Source organism: Cognatitamlana onchidii, from assembly GCF_004804355.1.
In the GTDB taxonomy this organism is placed as follows: Bacteria; Bacteroidota; Bacteroidia; order Flavobacteriales; family Flavobacteriaceae; genus Cognatitamlana; species Cognatitamlana onchidii.
This window is the reverse complement of sequence record NZ_SRWZ01000004.1, coordinates 124,292-141,518: the sequence shown is the minus strand read 5'-3', so window position 1 is coordinate 141,518 and position 17,227 is coordinate 124,292. Positions and strand designations below refer to the sequence as shown.

Genomic DNA, 17,227 nt, shown 5'->3' with positions numbered 1-17,227 from the left:
AATCGTCTAAATGTTTCTGATAATTCCCTCAGGAAATATTTACAAAAAATATTCATTATTAATTAATTTCCATAAAAACAAAGCCATACATTATTGTATGGCTTTGTTTGTATCCAGTCGAGATTATTCAAAAGCTAAAAGCATCTATCATTACACCTTTAAAGAAAAAAACCATGTTAAATAATTAACATGGTTTGACTAAAATAAATTTTTTCAAGGTGTCTTACGAAACTGCTTTGAGTTTCTTTATTGTTGACTTAGTAAGCTTTTGTTCAGCGTAAACTTTAGTAACATTCAATTCCTTTTCATCACTGCTTGGCAACTCAAACATGGCATCTGTTAGAATTTCCTCGCATAACGACCTTAAACCCCTGGCCCCTAGCTTGTATTCTATAGCCTTATGAACTATGAAATCTAAAGCACCATCAGTAATTTTAAACTCTATTTTATCCATAGAGAACAGTTTTTTGTACTGTTTTATAATAGCGTTTTTAGGCTCGGTTAATATCGCCCTAAGCGTGGCAGCATCTAAAGGATCCATATAAGTTAATACAGGTAAACGTCCAATAATCTCAGGAATTAAACCGAAGTCTTTTAAATCTTTCGGTATTATATACTGTAACAAGTGATCTTGATCCAAAACATCGTCGGACATTGAAGCACTATAACCAACAGCCTGCATATTTAAACGCTTTGAAATTACACGTTCAATACCATCGAAAGCACCTCCTGCAATAAATAAAATGTTTTCAGTATTAACTTCTATAAATTTTTGATCTGGATGCTTTCTGCCTCCTTTTGGTGGCACATTAACAACAGTTCCTTCTAAAAGTTTTAATAAAGCCTGTTGAACTCCTTCCCCAGAAACATCTCTAGTAATTGATGGGTTGTCACTCTTTCTGGCAATTTTATCGATTTCATCAATAAAAACAATACCTTTTTCTGCTTTCTCTAAGTTATAATCAGCTGCCTGTAACAATCTTGTTAAAATACTTTCTACGTCCTCACCCACATAACCAGCTTCTGTTAACACAGTTGCATCTACAATAGCTAGAGGTACGTTTAACATCTTAGCAATGGTTTTTGCCATTAATGTTTTGCCAGTCCCAGTTTGCCCAACCATCATGATATTACTTTTTTGAATATCAATTTCATCGTTAGTGGGGGCTTGCAACAATCTCTTATAATGATTATAAACTGCAACAGACATAACTTTTTTTGTTACGTTCTGTCCAATTATATACTCATCAAGAAATGCCTTAATCTGCTGAGGTTTGCGAAGCTTTAATTCTGTAGATAAGTCGTTACTCTCATTTTGCTTAGATTCTTCTAAAACAATACCGTGCGCTTGCTCAATACATCTATCACAAATATGCGCATCAAGACCTGCTATTAACAAGTTTGTTTCAGGCTTTTTTCTACCACAAAATGAACATTCTAATTCTTCCTTTGCCATTAATCTAATCCTATTTTAAGATGACTGTTATAAATCACTCAATAACAGACGTATAAAATTACAATTTTTTATTTAATTACGAGCTAATATTTCATCAATCATACCGTATTCCTTGGCCTTATCGGCTTTCATCCAATAATCACGGTCACTATCTGCATATACTTTGTCGTAATCCTGACCTGAGTGCTTACTAATAATCTTATAAAGTTCTTCCTTTAAAATTAAAATCTCTCTAGCTGTGATCTCTATATCACTCGCTTGGCCTTGTGCACCTCCTAATGGTTGATGAATCATAACCCGCGAATGGGTTAAACCACTGCGCTTTCCTTTCTCTCCGGCACATAATAAAACAGCTCCCATAGAAGCAGCCATACCCGTACAGATTGTTGCAACATCTGGTTTAATAAATTGCATCGTATCATAAATCCCAAGACCTGCATATACACTACCACCTGGCGAATTGATATAAATTTGAATATCTTTACTAGCATCAGTACTCTCTAAAAATAACAACTGAGCTTGAACAATATTAGCCACTTGGTCGTTTATTCCTGTTCCTAGAAAAATAATCCTGTCCATCATTAATCTTGAAAACACATCAAAAACGGCAATATTCATTTGACGTTCCTCTATAATATTAGGTGTTAGATTAGTAGGATACATACTACTTATAATCTTATTATAATACGTACTACTAATACCTTGATCTTTTATCGCGAATTTTTCAAATTCTTTTGCGTAATCCATAATTTTATTTGAAATTATTTTTTAATTCATTGACCCACAGCAAAATGAGCTCCAAGTCAAGATTAATTAATTATTAATGAATAAAAAAGCGCCTAAACGAGAACGTTTAAGCGCTTAAATATAAGCATTTATTATTTACCTATTTATCGCCGTAAACTTCTTTAACAAAGTTTTCGTAGCTTAATTCTTTAACTTTCAAATTTGCCTTTTCTTTATATACCTCTAAAAGTTTTTGGCTAATTAATTGCTCAGAAATTCTGCGTGCCTCATCTTGGTTTGACAACACCCTCGCCGCTATATCATCTAATTCTTTATCAGAAGGATTCATTTGTCCAAACTGCGCCATTTGACCTTTAATCATTTCTCTAGCATGGTTCTTAATATCATCCATCGTTACTTGCACATTATTATCTGCAATTAACTTCCCTTCTATCAATTGATAACGCAAGCTTTTTTCTGATTTTTCGTACTCCTCTTTGGCCTGATCTGCATCCATTTCTTTTTCACCAGCTGTTTGCATCCACTTAGTTAGAAACTCTGCTGGTAAATCAAATTTGGTGCTTTCAACCAGGTATTCGGTCACATCGTTTAATAACTTTTGATCTGCTTGTTGAACAAACTGTTTTTCAGCATCTTCTTTAATTTTAGCTCTAAGTTCGGTAACAGAAGTTACTTCCCCGTTTCCAAAAAGTTTATCAAACAATTCTTGATCCAGATCAGCCAATTGACGTTCATTAATCTCGGAAATTGTAAAGTTAACTTCAATATCAAGACCGTGTACTTCGTCATGACCAAGTTTTAACGCATGCATAAGATCATGCTCATCATCAAAAAGACCTTTTGTTTTAAGCGTAATCACATCTCCTACCTTAGCACCAATAAATTGTTTAGCTGTCGCTTTTCCTTTAAATTTATCTAAGGTAAGGGTAACCGTGTTATCAATATCTTTTTCCTCATTAGCATACACTCCCGTAATTTCGCTGTCTTTTTCAACAACCTCTTGGGACACTAATTTTCCATATTGCTTTTGAATACGTTCAATCTGCTCATCAATCATCTTATCATCAGCAATGATACTGTATTGGGTTATAGCTTTTTTTCCTTTTAAATTAACTTCAAACTCTGGAGCTAAACCTAATTCAAATTCAAATGAAAACCCATCGGCATCCCAATTAATATCATCCTGCGCCTTTGGTAATGGCTGCCCCAGAACATCTAACTTTTCTTCGGCTAGATATTTATTTAATGCATCTTGAAGCAATTTATTTACCTCATCTACTAAAACAGCCTTCCCATATTGCTTCTTTACCATACCCATTGGTACGTGCCCTTTTCTAAAACCAGGGATATTCGCCGTCTTTCTGTAATCCGATAAGATTTTATCAACTTTATCACTGTAATCTTCTTTAGCGATATCTACTTTTACTACAGCATTTAATGCGTCAACGTTTTCTCTTGTAATATTCATTTTAAACTATATCTAACCCTTACTAGGGCATTTAACAATAGGCCATTTGAATGAAACATTCTCCTAACCAAAATTGGGATGCAAAAATAGTATATTTTTACATCCCAACAAAGTTTTTAATTGCTTGATTTTAAGCTACCTTTTGTCTTCTTTTAAAAGCGAATAAAGTATTGATTGTAGGACCGATAAGAGAATACTAAAGAGTACAGCTGTCCAAATGCTACTTACAGCAAACCCTTCAATTAGGTTTCCAGCTAACATAATGATTAACGCATTGATGATTAACAAAAAGAGTCCCAACGTTAAAATAGTAATGGGCAAGGTAAAAATCACCAAAATAGGTTTAACAAATAAGTTTAGTAATCCTAAAACAATCGATACAATAATAGCTGTAACGTAGCTGGTAACTGTTACTCCGGGTAGCACATTTGCCAAAACAAATACAGCTAAAGCAGTCAACAATAATTTAAGAATAAGGTTCATTTTAAAATTTTTACCTAATGTACAAAATATTACTTCTAGGCGTAAACTTTGTTATTAAAAATATAGATTCTGCTACTTCAATCTAAATACAACAATGTCCTGATATTCCTTTTTGCTTGTGTCTCTAATTTTATCTTTCCAAAAACCATCAATTATTTTAACGCACTCTAAATTAGCCTTACTCAACATAGTCTTTAAACCATCTTCATGAAAAGCAATGTTCCCAGATTTTACATCTTTATGCATCAGTCTAAAGTCATCTTCTTTATGGGGGAAATTAAAATTAGGCTTTTCTCCAATGTATTCTTCATTCTCTGAATTATATAAGAAGAATGTAGAAAAGCAAAGTCCTTCTTTTTTCAAAACACGGGCTATTTCAAAAAAATAATTCTGGATTTCCTCTTTTTGCATATGAGTAAATAAAGAAAAAGAAAAAATTTTGTTAAAACGATCATCTTCGTAAGGAAAATTAAACTCTGTAGCTTTGAGTTTTGACTCGTTATACAGGTCATTAAAAATTGGAACGTATTTAAATTTAAAATTAGGAAAATCCATACCTAGTCCATTATTACACCAATCAACTCCTTGTTTAACAACATCAAACCCATCATATGAGCCTTCCTTATTTATGTATGTACTTAAGGCAATTGCCGTTCTACCAACACCACTACCAATATCTAAAACCTTATCTGAAGGAGATAAAGTGATACAGTCCTTAAGCAACTGTAACTGGTTTTGACCTTGCTGCAAATACTTTTTTGCCCCAGAAGGAGATCCTGTATATATGGATCCCCTAGGAGGCACATATTTATTGGTTCTTCCCATTACTTTATCCAACATATCAACTGGCCAATAATAAAGTCTTCTAACAAAAAACCTTTGTTTTGAACTTAATCCATACCACAAATCCCTTAGTTTTCTTGTCTTAATCATTATCAATATCTATTCTTTAATTTCGTTTGGTACTTTTATCGAAAAACTACTAACCTACATATTCCAAAACAGCCTTATAAAAATCTTTAGGATTTTCTGCATGCAACCAGTGCCCCGCATTTGCTATAGTTTTTATTTCAGCATATGGAAATTGGCTAGCAATAATAGCCTCGTCTTCAACTCCAATATATTCTGAACGGTCACCTCTTAAAAATAAGGTGTCTTTTTTAAATGTAAGATAACTAGGCAAAGACTCACCAACTTCTGCTACTTCGGCCTCTAAAACTTTCAAATTAATCCTTAAGCCTAATTGTCCCTTTTCTACCCAATATAAATTTTTTAATAAGAATTGACGCGTTCCAAAATCAGAAACATACTGGCTAAGCACTTTATCTGCTTCTCCTCTACTCTTAATAGTTTCAAAATCAAGTGCCGTTAAACCCTCTAGAATTGCATCGTGATGAACGGGGTAAAATCTTGGAGAAATATCTGCAACGATTAATTTTGAAACTAATTCGGGATATTGAGCAGCAAACATCATAGCCGTTTTACCTCCCATTGAATGTCCTAGAAGAACGATCTCTGATAAATTGTTTTTATCACAATACAACTTTAAATCTTCTGCAAGCACCTCATAATTGAATATATTGGAATGAAAACTTCTTCCATGATTCCTTTGATCTATCAAGTGAACTTGGAAACCTATCTCTGCAAATTGACTCCCTAATGTTTTCCAGTTATCGCTCATTCCCAAAAAACCATGCAAAATAACAAATGGTTTTCCTTCTCCTATAACACTTGAATATACCAGCATTACTTTAATTTTTGTAAATACATTTGAATAACATTCTCCACACCTAGATAAAGACTTTCTGCTATAAGCGCATGACCAATAGACACCTCTAACAACTCAGATATTTCATTTTTAAAAAACTTGATATTATCAAGCGATAAATCATGGCCTGCATTAATCCCTAAACCTAAACTTGTAGCTAATTTTGCACTTTCTACATAAGGTAAAATGCCTTTTTTGTTTCCTAAACCGTATTGATGCGCATAACTCTCTGTATATAACTCAATTCTATCTGTTCCCGTTTCCTTAGCCCCTTCTATATGTTCTAGAATAGGATCAACAAAAATAGATGTTCTTATATTGTTATTTTTAAATTCTTTTATGACATCAACCAAAAAATCTTTGTGAATTATGGTGTCCCAACCTGCATTACTCGTAATAGCATCAACAGCATCTGGAACTAAGGTAACCTGAGTGGGCTTCACTTCTAAAACTAAATCTACAAAAGACTTGATGGGATTTCCTTCAATATTATACTCGGTATATACCTCTTGTTTTAAATCTCTTGCATCTTGATACCTAATATGTCTTTCATCTGGTCTTGGGTGTATGGTCACACCTTCAGCACCAAACCGCTGCACATCCTTAGCAAATTGAACAACGTTGGGCACATCTCCTCCCCTAGAATTTCTTAAAGTAGCAATCTTATTAATATTAACACTTAGCTTGGTCATAAATCCATTTTAAATCGCAAAAATACAAAGTACAGCAGGCATACATACTTTTTTTTTGATTAATTTGCAATTAGAAAAAGGAGCTAACTAAAAACAGCATTAAGCTTTTAAAACATCTTTACACGTTTATAGTTCATCTTTAATTTAGAACAACAAAGTCTCATGAAACTATCAGATTTTATTCTTAACGATATTAAACCTTTAAATAGTAAAAGCAAAGTAGGTGACCTACAAACACTCTTCAACCAGTTAACGCTTTCGCATGTTCCTGTTGAAGACGACAACAAAAATTATATAGGGAGTTTTTCTGAAACAGATGCACATTGTTGTGAAAGCCATAAGACTTTACTTGACTACAGCTACTCGTTTGAAGATTTTTATGTTAGAGACACGACTATTTTACTTGATATTATCGAGGCCTTTGCTGTGAATTCAACCAACATTATGCCAGTTTTAAATTCAAGAAATGAATATCTTGGTTATTACGAATTGAATGATATTATTCATCTGCTTGGAGAATCACCATTCTTTAGTGAAACAGGTGGGGTTCTGGTCATAGAAAAAGGGATTAACGACTATTCCTTTAGTGAATTAAGTCAAATTGTAGAATCGAACGGCGGTAGACTTTTAGGGGCTTTTATTTCCAAAATGAATACCGATTTAGTTCAAATTACACTTAAAATAGGAAATACAGCTCTGAACGATGTTATTCAAACATTTAGAAGATACAGTTACAATATAGTCTCTGGACATGAGGAAGATAGTTACCTTGAAAACCTAAAAGAACGTTCTGAGTATTTAAAGAAATACCTAAACATATAATAAATGAAAGTTGCAGTTTTTGGGAGGTTCTATAATGAAAGAACAACAACATCGGTAGAAAGGCTTTCTGAGTTTTTGTCAAAAAAAAATATTAAGGTCTATTTTGAAAAACAGTTTTTCGATTTATTAAGCTCTGAGTCTTCAAATAATAACTTCGAAGGGTTTAAGACGTTTGAAACCCTAGACACCTCATTCAACTTCCTAGTTAGCATTGGTGGAGATGGAACAATCTTAAGAGCCATTACATTTGTTAAGGATATTGACATACCGATAATTGGAATTAATACTGGGCGGCTTGGATTTTTAGCTACCATTCAAGTAGATGTTATTGAACACGCCCTTCAAAACATTATTGATGGTAAGTATAAAATATCAGAGCGTAGTTTGTTGACAGTCGAGACAACTCCAGAAAACAAGGATATTAAAGCACTTAGCTTTGCCCTTAACGAAGTGGCCGTAAGTAGAAAAAACACCACTTCTATGATTACTGTGGATACCCATTTAGATGGCGAGTACCTTACGTCGTATTGGAGTGATGGCTTAATTGTATCAACACCTACTGGATCTACTGGTTATTCCTTAAGTTGTGGAGGCCCTGTAATAACACCAGGCACAAATAGTTTTGTGCTAACGCCTATCGCTCCACACAATTTAAGTGCACGACCTCTTATAATTCCTGATTCTACGGAAATACACTTAAAAGTAAATGGGCGAGAGGAAAGCCATTTAGTCTCTTTAGATTCCAGAATTGCCACCCTTGAAAATGAAACACTTATTAAAATAAAAAAGGCAGATTTTAAAATAAAAATGATTGATTTGCTTGATGAAAGTTTCTTAACCACTCTTAGAAAAAAGCTCCTGTGGGGAGAGGACAAAAGGAATTAACCTTTTTAAGTCTCCAGTTGAAAGCAATAATTCAAAAGTTTTTTAGTTTAAAACTCATACTATTTTGCTCAAATTATTACAGGCACATCTTATTTATTATATTTGCAAACTTTTGAATATTTATGAGGCATTTAATCATATTGATATTTAGCGCATTAAGCATTACCTTAAGCCATTCCCAAATCAACGAACTGGGTATTTATGTTGGGGGAAGCAACTTAATTGGAGACCTTGGCGCAACCAATTATATTTCACCAAACGCACCTGCTTTAGGTGTTTTATATAAATGGAATGCGAGCAAAAGGCATTCGTGGAGAGCTTCAGTTATTTATTCAGACTTAAAAGCATACGATTCAAAATCTAACGACCCGAGACGCCAGCAAAGAGATTATGATTTTGATTCTAATTTATTAGAACTGTCTGCAGGCATGGAATTTACTTTTATGGATTTTGACCTTCATACAGGCGAAAAGGTTTTTACACCTTATTTACATTCTGGTTTAGTAACAACAAAATTCGATAACTTCTATTTTCCTAATGGGCGCCAAGTAGCAGAAAATAATACTACTTGGGCTTTTGGAATTCCATTAACACTTGGCATAAAAGGTAGTTTTATTGAAGGTTTTGTGCTAGGCCTTGAAGTAGGAGCCCGCTATACATTTTCTGATGAAATTGATGGAAGTCTTCCATCAAAACCGGAAAATCAAGAATTTAGATTTGGCAATATAAACAATACGGATTGGTACGTGTTTTCTGGGTTAACCTTAACGTATACGTTTGGCGAAAACCCTTGTTACTGTGTTGAATAAAATGAGTTTAAAAGAAAGCATACTTGAAGAACGATTACCATACCACATAGGGGTTATCATGGACGGCAACGGCAGATGGGCCAAACAAAAAGGTATGATTCGTGCTATTGGACATGAAAACGGAACCAAAGCTGTAAGACAAACCGTTGAAGCTTGCGCAGAACTTGGGGTTAAAAACCTAACTCTCTATGCATTTTCTACTGAAAATTGGAAAAGACCAAAGTTGGAAGTACAAACTTTAATGAAACTACTGGTTTCGTCATTAAAAAAAGAAATTAAAACACTTCAAGACAACAACATTAAACTATCAGCGATTGGCTCGTTACACACCTTGCCAAAGAAAGTACACAAAGAACTCTTTGAGGTCATTGAAAAAACGAAAGATAATGCTAGAATGACTTTAACGCTTGCTCTAAGTTATGGTTCAAGAGAAGAACTTATTTGCGCCGTAAAAGAAATTAGCAAGAAAGTTAAAAATAATATAATTTCGCCCGAAAATATTGATGAATCAATTATAAATGAGCATCTTTACACGCAAAATTTACCAGACGTAGATTTGCTAATCAGGACAAGTGGAGAACAACGCATTAGTAACTTTTTGTTATGGCAAATTGCTTATGCTGAATTATTTTTTACGGATGTTTTGTGGCCTGATTTTACAAAGGAACACTTGTACGAAGCTATTATTGAATATCAAAAAAGAGAACGACGATTTGGGAAAACAAGTGAACAGCTTAGTTAATATTCTACGCAATACCACATATATAAAATTTTACATAGCTATAATTTTTCTTATTAGCTGTTTAAGTGCTCCAGCACAAGACCTAAAAGGTAAGTATACCTTAGGTGACATATCTGTAGCTGGAAACACATCCTTTAGTGAGCAAACTATTATAACTTATTCTGGTTTGAGTAAAGGAAAAGAAATATCTATCCCAGGAGAAGAAATAAGTAACGCCATAAAAAAGCTTTGGAATTCCAAACTATTCAATGATATTGAAGTTTATGTAACAAAAATAGAAGACAACGTTGCCTATTTAGAGATAAGATTAGTTGATTTACCTCAAATAAACGAGGTTAAGATTAATGGAGTTAAGAAAAGTGAGCAAGAAAAAGTTATTAAAGAGAACACCCTAAATAAAGGCGTTAAGGTTACAGAAAACCTCATTACAAACACCAAAAATTTTCTTGAAAAGAAATACAAAAAAAACGGATTTGTTAACACCAAAGTATACATTAATGCCATTGAAGTTAAGGATTCCCTTGAGAGTGCAAGAGTCAATCTTCTTGTAAATATTGATAAAGGAAATAAAGTTAAAATCAAAGATATTACCTTTAATGGTAATGATGTGCTAAGTGATAAAAAGCTAAGGCAGAGCATGAAAAGCACTAAAAAGATTAGCCGATTAAGACTTTGGAAACGATCTAAATTTATTGACTCTGCTTACCAGGCCGACCTTGGTCATGTTATAGATACTTATAAAGAAAATGGCTATCGAGATGCAAGAATTTTATCTGATAGCATTATTATTAACAACGATAAAACCATTTCTCTTCAGATTAATGTTAATGAGGGTGAGCAATATAAATTTGGTAATATTACGTTTATTGGCAATACTGTTTATAGCAACGAATACTTGAGCCGGATTTTAAGAATTAATAAAGGAGACACCTATAATGGTGTATTACTTCAAAAACGTATTGCAGACGAATCAAAGCCAGATGGATTTGACATTACAAATCAATATCAAAATAATGGCTATTTATTCTCAACTATTAACTCTGTAGAAGTTAGTGCCGACAACAACATTATTGACTTAGAGATTAGAATTTCTGAAGGAAAACCAGCCTATTTTAATAATGTAACGGTTATTGGAAACGACAAAACCAATGACCATGTTATTTACCGAGAACTTAGAACACGTCCAGGGCAGCTTTACAGTAAAGCAAATGTTGTAAGAACAGTTAGAGAACTAGGCCAATTAGGCTTTTTTGAAGCCCAAGAAATTTCCCCAAATTTTATCAATCCAAACCCAAATGAAGGTACTATTGACATGGAATTCGCTGTAAAAGAAACAGGATCTAGTCAAATTGAGCTGCAAGGTGGCTACGGTGGCGGTGGTTTTATTGGAACATTAGGACTCTCGTTCAATAATTTTTCAATAAAAGATATCTTTAAAAAAGATGCCTACAAACCCATTCCTATGGGAGATGGACAAAAACTCGCATTGCGATTACAGGCAAGTAGATTCTATCAAACTTATAGTTTTTCATTCTCCGAGCCATGGTTAGGAGGTAAACGACCCGTACAGTTTTCAGCCTCATTATCGCACACAAAACAATTCTTATTTAACCCGGTTACAAGAGATGCAGATAAAAGCAGAAGTTTTAATATAACTGGAATTACATTTGGTCTAGCAAAACGATTATCTGTCCCCGACGATTTCTTTACCTTATCTCAAGCCATTAGTTACCAGCGCTACGATTTAAATAATTATAACACTGGTTTATTTACTTTTGGAGATGGGTACTCGAATAACCTGTCGTACACAGTTGGACTAAGTAGGAATAACACGAGTGTAGACCCTATTTATCCTACTGCAGGGTCAAGTTTTTCGGCAAGTATTAAATTTTCACCTCCTTGGTCTTTGCTGGACGGCGTAGATTATGCAGCATTAAAAGCAGAACGCGAAGAAAATGAGGCTATTCAGGATGATGTAAATAGTACACCTAAAGAACGAGCAGATGCTACGGCTCGTATCTCCGAAATTGACCAAGAACGTTATAGATGGTTAGAATTCTATAAAATTAAATTTAAGGGAGAATGGTATACCCAAATAACAAAGAATTTAGTTTTAAGGCCTTTGGCAGAATTTGGATTCTTGGGAGCTTATAACAATGATAGAGGTGTTATTCCTTTTGACCGTTTCTTTCTTGGAGGTGACGGTTTGGGTAATTTTGCTCTAGATGGTAGAGAAGCCATTCAGCTTCGTGGATACCCAAACCAATCGCTTTCAAGCGTTGATGGAGGAACCATTTACAATAAGTTTTCACTAGAATTGCGTTACCCTATTACCTTAAAATCTTCAGCCAAAATTTATGGCTTAGGGTTTTTGGAAGCAGGAGCCTCTTTTGATAATTTCAGAGACTATAATCCTTTTGATTTGAACAGATCTGCAGGAGTAGGCCTACGCATATTTATGCCTGCATTTGGCTTATTAGGTATTGATTTTGGTTATGGGTTTGACCCGCTACCAGGTTTAGTAACGCCAAATGGATGGGAAACACATTTTATTATTGGACAACAGTTTTAATTTATAATTTAGTTTTGGCACGATATTTTCTATTAACCTAATGATTTGCATGAGAATTAAAATTTTTAAGATTATATTTCGTTAATTTTGAAGATTAGATTCAAAAAGGCAGAAACAGTTCATCTGTCATTTTAGAATTTATAGAATTTTAAGTATAAAATATTAAACAGATGAAACATAACGTTCTTTTTTTATTGACAGTCGTTTTTATGTCATGCTTCTCATCACATGCCCAACGAGGTGTAAGAATTGGTTATATCGATACTGAATATATTTTAGAAAACGTACCTGAATACCAAGAAGCATCTGCTCAATTAGATGCCAGAGCACAAAAATGGAAAAATGAAATTCAGGCTAAGTTGGCTTCCGTTGCTCAAAAAAGAAAAGATCTAAGTAACGAGAAAGCCTTATTAACTCAAGAGCTTATTGATGAAAGAGAGGAAGATATTGACTTTGAAGAAAATGAAATATTAGATTATCAACAAAAACGTTTTGGTCCTAATGGCGATTTATTCATTCAAAAGAGATCATTAATGCAACCCATACAAGATCAAATATTCTCAGCGGTCCAAGATATTGCTAGTGGGAAAAAATATGATTTTATTTTTGATAAGTCATCCGATGCTGTAATGCTTTTTTCCGCGAAACAATATGATTTAAGCGAACAAATATTAAGAAGTATAAAACGAACCTCCAAACGAACCCAAGCACAATCAAAAGCTCAAAGAAAAGAAGCCGAAAAAGAAGATTTAATTCCTGAAATAAACGAGGAAAAAGAAGCAAGAGAAAAAGCTTTAGAAGAAAAGAAAACAGCTCGTGAAAGCGCCATTGAAAAAGCAAGACAGGAAAAACTAGCTGCAAGAGAAGCTCGGGTTAAGGCCGCAGAAGAGAAGAGGAGAAAAACTTTGGAAGAACGAGAAAAAGCAAAACAAGCCAAACTTGATGCTCGCAATGGCACTTCAACCAGTAGCGCTTCTAACGAGGTAGAGAGTAGTGCAACAACGAGCAAATCAAGCAGTGTAAAAAACGAGGAAGTTGCTCCTAAAACCGAACCTAAAACAAGAGAACAACTTATTGAAGAAAACAGACAAAAAAAGCTAAAAGAACGTGAAGAACGTCAAAAAGCCCTAGAAGAACGTAAGAAAAAGATTTTAGAAGAAAGACAACGAAGAAAGGATAGCATTATCGCTAGCCGAAAATAAATTTATAACACAATTAATACTATTAAAAATGAAACAATTAAAAACTCTATTATTAGCAACTGCATTATGTTTAGTAACTATAAATGTTACACAAGCACAAAGTAAAGTTGCACATATAAATACACAGGAGTTAATTGCTGCAATGCCAGAAGCAAAAGCCGCTCAAACAGAAATTGAAACCTTAGGTAAAACCTACCAAACAGATATTCAAGCTTCTATCACTGAATACCAAAATACAGTAAAGCAATATGAAGCCGAAGCAGCAACAAAAACAGATGAGGAAAATCAAAAAAGAGGTTTAGAATTGCAAGAAAAGCAACAACGTATTCAGCAATTTAGAGCAGACGCTCAACAAGACATTGCTAAAAAAGAAGCTGAACTATTCAAGCCTATTCAAGAAAAAGCCATGAAGGCTATTAATGAAGTTGCTAAAGAAAAAGGATACCAATATGTGCTTGATAGAGCGACCTTAATTGTTGCCGATGGAACTGATATTCTTGCTGATGTAAAAGCTAAATTAGGCATCTAAGATTTACCTAGTACAAATAATAAATAAAAAAGCTGCCTTATAAAAGGCAGCTTTTTTATTTTTGTCTTTATATGAGTACAAAACCTATTGGTATTTTCGATTCTGGAGTTGGAGGCACTTCCATTTGGAAAGAAATACATAAACTGTTGCCCAATGAAAATACCATTTACCTTGCCGACAGTATAAATGCGCCGTATGGTCCAAAAGGTAAAAATACCATTATTGATCTTAGTATTAAAAATACAGATTTTTTATTAGATAAAGGCGCTAAGCTTATTGTAGTTGCCTGTAATACTGCCACAACCAGTGCTATTGATTACCTAAGAAACCATTACGACATTCCGTTTATTGGAATTGAACCTGCCATAAAACCAGCTGCATTAAAAACACAAACAGGCGCTATTGGAATTCTTGCAACTAAAGGCACCTTAAGTAGTGAACTGTTTTCTAGAACGTCTTCCTTATTTGCTAGTAATATTAAAGTTATTGAACAAAATGGAGACGGCATTGTTGAGCTTATTGAAAGTGGTAAGCTTTATTCAAACGAGATGAAAGCCCTTTTATTGACTTACCTAAAACCAATGATAGAAGCTAATATTGATTACCTTGTTTTAGGATGTACACATTACCCTTATTTAATTCCGCTACTCATTGATCTTACTCCAAACAACATCAAAATAATCGATTCTGGAGCGGCCGTAGCTAAGCAGTGTAAAGCTATTTTAGAAAAGTATCGTCTGATTAATAACCTTAACTCCGTTGCTAATTTCGAGTTTTACACTACGGGTAGTTCAAACGTGTTAGCTTCATTGGTCAATGAAAATGTCGTAATACAGAAAATATAAGTAGAACCATAAGATCTAATTTGGTTCCAACTTTTTTATTGGCTGTATTTCTTGCCTAACTCGAATGTATTCCCTAAACTGAAATAGTGTTAATAAATTCTCCATTTGCAACGTTTCATTAATCATTAACTCCGTGAGTGCATCTAACTCTTCCTTTCCTTCAAGTTGTTGTTTAGCCTTGTTAGATAGAATAATATAGTCTTCAACAATCTCCTCAAAAATTGGAAGTTGAATACCATCCAAGCCCAACCATGCATCGTAAACACGGGTTAACTCTTTAGCCAAGGCTTTTGTTTCCCTGGTCCCTTGAACCCGATCAGGAAATTGCGCATGTGCAACGTTTATGTAGTATAAACTAAACGCAAATAAAACAGATGCAATGCGGTATTCCTTTAAATAAACCATAAAAATTCATGTTATCAAATAAAAAAGAGACCGCAATGCAGTCTCTTTGATTCTTTAATTCTTATGATATCTTAATTGATCTAATAGGCTTCTCTTTTGCTTCTTCCTTTTTAGGAAGTGTGACACCTAAAATACCATCTTTGTACTTAGCACTTATCTTGGACTCATCTATAGAATCGGCAAGCGTAAACGTACGCTTAAAAGAAGAATACGTAAATTCCTTTCTTGTATAGTTTTCATTTGTATTTGCCTGTTCGTCTTTTTGTTCAGCAGAGATAGATAACACACCATTATCTAAATCTATTTTGAAATCGGATTTATTCATACCAGGAACGGCAATATCTATTACATATTCATTCTTAGTCTCCTTGATATTAACTTTAGGTAGCGAGGTTCTTGAATGCGCGTCTTGAGGTAAAACAGAAGAGAATTCATTTGGATTAAACATATCGTCAATCCAATTAGACCATAATGGATAGTTTGACCTTGAAACCCCATTGTTTCCGTTGTGTGAATGTTTTATTAATGTACTCATAATTATAATATTTAAATTAAACTTGATAATATTTAATATAGTTTGTAAAACTTCAATAATTACTAAGCAAACCCAATGCCATGTAAAAATTCCTGTCATTAATATAGGCTTCTTACCAAAATTGAAGTAAACACCATACTGGTTAATGACAATATGTCGTTGTTGTGAATAAAAAACATGTCACAATGTCTTGGTTTTAATGTTTAAGAATACACCTTAGATTAAAACCGCTCTATATACATTACAATTTCTTCCATTGACTACAATTGGTATTTATTTTGCAATCACCCAAGTACTGATTAATAAGACATACAACAATGACATATAAAGATTATTATAACATACTAGGGGTTGACAAAAATGCCTCTTCCAAGGACATAAAAAAGGCATACAGAAAGCTTGCAGCGAAATATCATCCCGACAAAACAAAAGGAAATAAAGAAGCAGAAAACAAGTTCAAAGAAGTTAATGAAGCAAACGAGGTATTAAGTAATTCCGAAAAACGAGAAAAATATGATACGCTTGGAGAAAACTGGCAAGCATTTGATTTCGCTGGGGACGACTGGAGGGAACAAGCCAAAGCTCATAAACAATATCAGCATACTGGGCCTTTCTACAGGCAAAGCCACAAATCGCATACTTATAATAATGAAACCCACGGTAGTGAGTTTTCAAGTTTTTTCGACATGTTTTTTGGCAGTCATGCAGATGGGTATAATACAAAGCACAAACAATCGAATAGCGGAGTAGATATTGAAGCACAGCTTCCAATATCTTTGGAAGAGGCATACTTTGGGGGAAAAAAGACATTTCAATTAAATAACCAAAAATTAAGAATCAATATAAAACCTGGAGCTTATAATGGACAAGTTTTAAAAATTAATGGCAAAGGCTACAATGGCGCTTCTGGAGGCAAAAAAGGGGACTTATATATTAAGCTAATACTCAAAGACCACCCAAAATTCAACAGAACAAACAATAATTTGGAAACAGAGCTGGTAATCGATGTCTATACCGCTATTTTAGGTGGCAAAGAAACTATTAAAAGCCTTAATGGAACTATAAGCATGCATATTCCGAAGGGCACCCAACCAAATAAAATATTAAGACTAAAAGGTAAAGGAATGCCAATATATAACACCAATAATTACGGGGATCTTCTTATTAAAATCAAAGTAAAAATCCCTAAAAATTTATCCCCAAAAGAAACCGAATTAATCAAAGAATTAAAAACTTTGAAACATACTAAAACCATTTAAATATAGAT

At 33.8% G+C, this 17,227-nt stretch carries 18 protein-coding genes; 9 read left to right on the top strand and 9 right to left on the bottom strand.

Annotation, left to right across the window (positions count from 1 at the left end):
- Nucleotides 1-223 precede the first annotated feature (223 nt).
- From clpX to E5D58_RS09220, 7 genes are all read right to left on the bottom strand, one after another.
- Complete coding sequence (clpX, locus tag E5D58_RS09250) at nucleotides 224-1,456, bottom strand: ATP-dependent Clp protease ATP-binding subunit ClpX (RefSeq protein WP_136481578.1); 1,233 nt, start codon at nucleotides 1,454-1,456, stop codon at nucleotides 224-226.
- Between the two features lie 72 nt (nucleotides 1,457-1,528).
- Entirely contained in the window at nucleotides 1,529-2,203 is a 675-nt protein-coding gene (gene clpP, locus E5D58_RS09245; protein WP_136481577.1) for an ATP-dependent Clp endopeptidase proteolytic subunit ClpP, read from the bottom strand.
- 139 nt (nucleotides 2,204-2,342) lie between these two features.
- The gene (gene tig, locus E5D58_RS09240) at nucleotides 2,343-3,671 is read right to left on the bottom strand and encodes a trigger factor (protein WP_136481576.1); all 1,329 of its coding nucleotides are present in this window, start codon (nucleotides 3,669-3,671) and stop codon (nucleotides 2,343-2,345) included.
- Between the two features lie 135 nt (nucleotides 3,672-3,806).
- Entirely contained in the window at nucleotides 3,807-4,154 is a 348-nt protein-coding gene (locus E5D58_RS09235) for a phage holin family protein (RefSeq protein WP_136481575.1), read from the bottom strand.
- 72 nt (nucleotides 4,155-4,226) lie between these two features.
- Entirely contained in the window at nucleotides 4,227-5,087 is an 861-nt protein-coding gene (locus E5D58_RS09230) for a class I SAM-dependent methyltransferase (protein ID WP_235835884.1), read from the bottom strand.
- Between the two features lie 49 nt (nucleotides 5,088-5,136).
- Nucleotides 5,137-5,901: an alpha/beta fold hydrolase gene (locus E5D58_RS09225; protein WP_136481574.1), complete on the bottom strand. Its 765-nt coding sequence runs from the start codon at nucleotides 5,899-5,901 to the stop codon at nucleotides 5,137-5,139.
- Nucleotides 5,901-6,614 (bottom strand): pyridoxine 5'-phosphate synthase, encoded by a 714-nt coding sequence (locus E5D58_RS09220; protein WP_136481573.1) that lies wholly within the window; start codon nucleotides 6,612-6,614, stop codon nucleotides 5,901-5,903. The genes E5D58_RS09225 and E5D58_RS09220 overlap by 1 nt, the downstream gene beginning before the upstream one ends.
- Nucleotides 6,615-6,776: 162 nt before the next feature.
- On the opposite strand from E5D58_RS09220, the gene E5D58_RS09215 reads away from it, so the two are divergent.
- From E5D58_RS09215 to murI, 8 genes are all read left to right on the top strand, one after another.
- Nucleotides 6,777-7,436 carry a CBS domain-containing protein gene (locus E5D58_RS09215; RefSeq protein ID WP_136481572.1) on the top strand — a complete coding sequence of 220 codons (660 nt, stop codon included), beginning with the start codon at nucleotides 6,777-6,779 and terminating at the stop codon, nucleotides 7,434-7,436.
- Nucleotides 7,437-7,439: 3 nt separating this feature from the next.
- Nucleotides 7,440-8,321 (top strand): NAD kinase, encoded by an 882-nt coding sequence (locus E5D58_RS09210; RefSeq protein ID WP_136481571.1) that lies wholly within the window; start codon nucleotides 7,440-7,442, stop codon nucleotides 8,319-8,321.
- 122 nt (nucleotides 8,322-8,443) lie between these two features.
- The gene (gene porG, locus E5D58_RS09205) at nucleotides 8,444-9,130 is read left to right on the top strand and encodes a type IX secretion system protein PorG (protein WP_136481570.1); all 687 of its coding nucleotides are present in this window, start codon (nucleotides 8,444-8,446) and stop codon (nucleotides 9,128-9,130) included.
- Nucleotide 9,131: 1 nt separating this feature from the next.
- On the top strand, nucleotides 9,132-9,872 hold the full coding sequence (locus E5D58_RS09200; protein ID WP_136481569.1) for an isoprenyl transferase: 741 nt from the start codon (nucleotides 9,132-9,134) through the stop codon (nucleotides 9,870-9,872).
- Nucleotides 9,844-12,444 carry a BamA/OMP85 family outer membrane protein gene (locus E5D58_RS09195; RefSeq protein WP_394345708.1) on the top strand — a complete coding sequence of 867 codons (2,601 nt, stop codon included), beginning with the start codon at nucleotides 9,844-9,846 and terminating at the stop codon, nucleotides 12,442-12,444. Before E5D58_RS09200 ends, E5D58_RS09195 begins: the two co-directional genes overlap by 29 nt.
- Nucleotides 12,445-12,614: 170 nt before the next feature.
- A complete protein-coding gene (locus tag E5D58_RS09190) occupies nucleotides 12,615-13,646 on the top strand; it encodes an OmpH family outer membrane protein (RefSeq protein WP_136481567.1) in 1,032 nt (343 codons plus the stop codon).
- 28 nt (nucleotides 13,647-13,674) lie between these two features.
- Entirely contained in the window at nucleotides 13,675-14,175 is a 501-nt protein-coding gene (locus E5D58_RS09185) for an OmpH family outer membrane protein (protein ID WP_136481566.1), read from the top strand.
- 71 nt (nucleotides 14,176-14,246) lie between these two features.
- Nucleotides 14,247-15,020 (top strand): glutamate racemase, encoded by a 774-nt coding sequence (murI, locus tag E5D58_RS09180; protein WP_136481565.1) that lies wholly within the window; start codon nucleotides 14,247-14,249, stop codon nucleotides 15,018-15,020.
- A gap of 15 nt (nucleotides 15,021-15,035) precedes the next feature.
- Here murI and E5D58_RS09175 read toward each other — a convergent pair whose 3' ends face one another.
- Entirely contained in the window at nucleotides 15,036-15,425 is a 390-nt protein-coding gene (locus tag E5D58_RS09175) for a hypothetical protein (protein ID WP_136481564.1), read from the bottom strand.
- Between the two features lie 61 nt (nucleotides 15,426-15,486).
- Nucleotides 15,487-15,960: an Hsp20/alpha crystallin family protein gene (locus tag E5D58_RS09170; RefSeq protein ID WP_136481563.1), complete on the bottom strand. Its 474-nt coding sequence runs from the start codon at nucleotides 15,958-15,960 to the stop codon at nucleotides 15,487-15,489.
- 317 nt (nucleotides 15,961-16,277) lie between these two features.
- Between E5D58_RS09170 and E5D58_RS09165 the strand changes: the two genes are divergently transcribed.
- Complete coding sequence (locus E5D58_RS09165; protein WP_136481562.1) at nucleotides 16,278-17,219, top strand: DnaJ C-terminal domain-containing protein; 942 nt, start codon at nucleotides 16,278-16,280, stop codon at nucleotides 17,217-17,219.
- The last annotated feature ends 8 nt before the right edge of the window (nucleotides 17,220-17,227 follow it).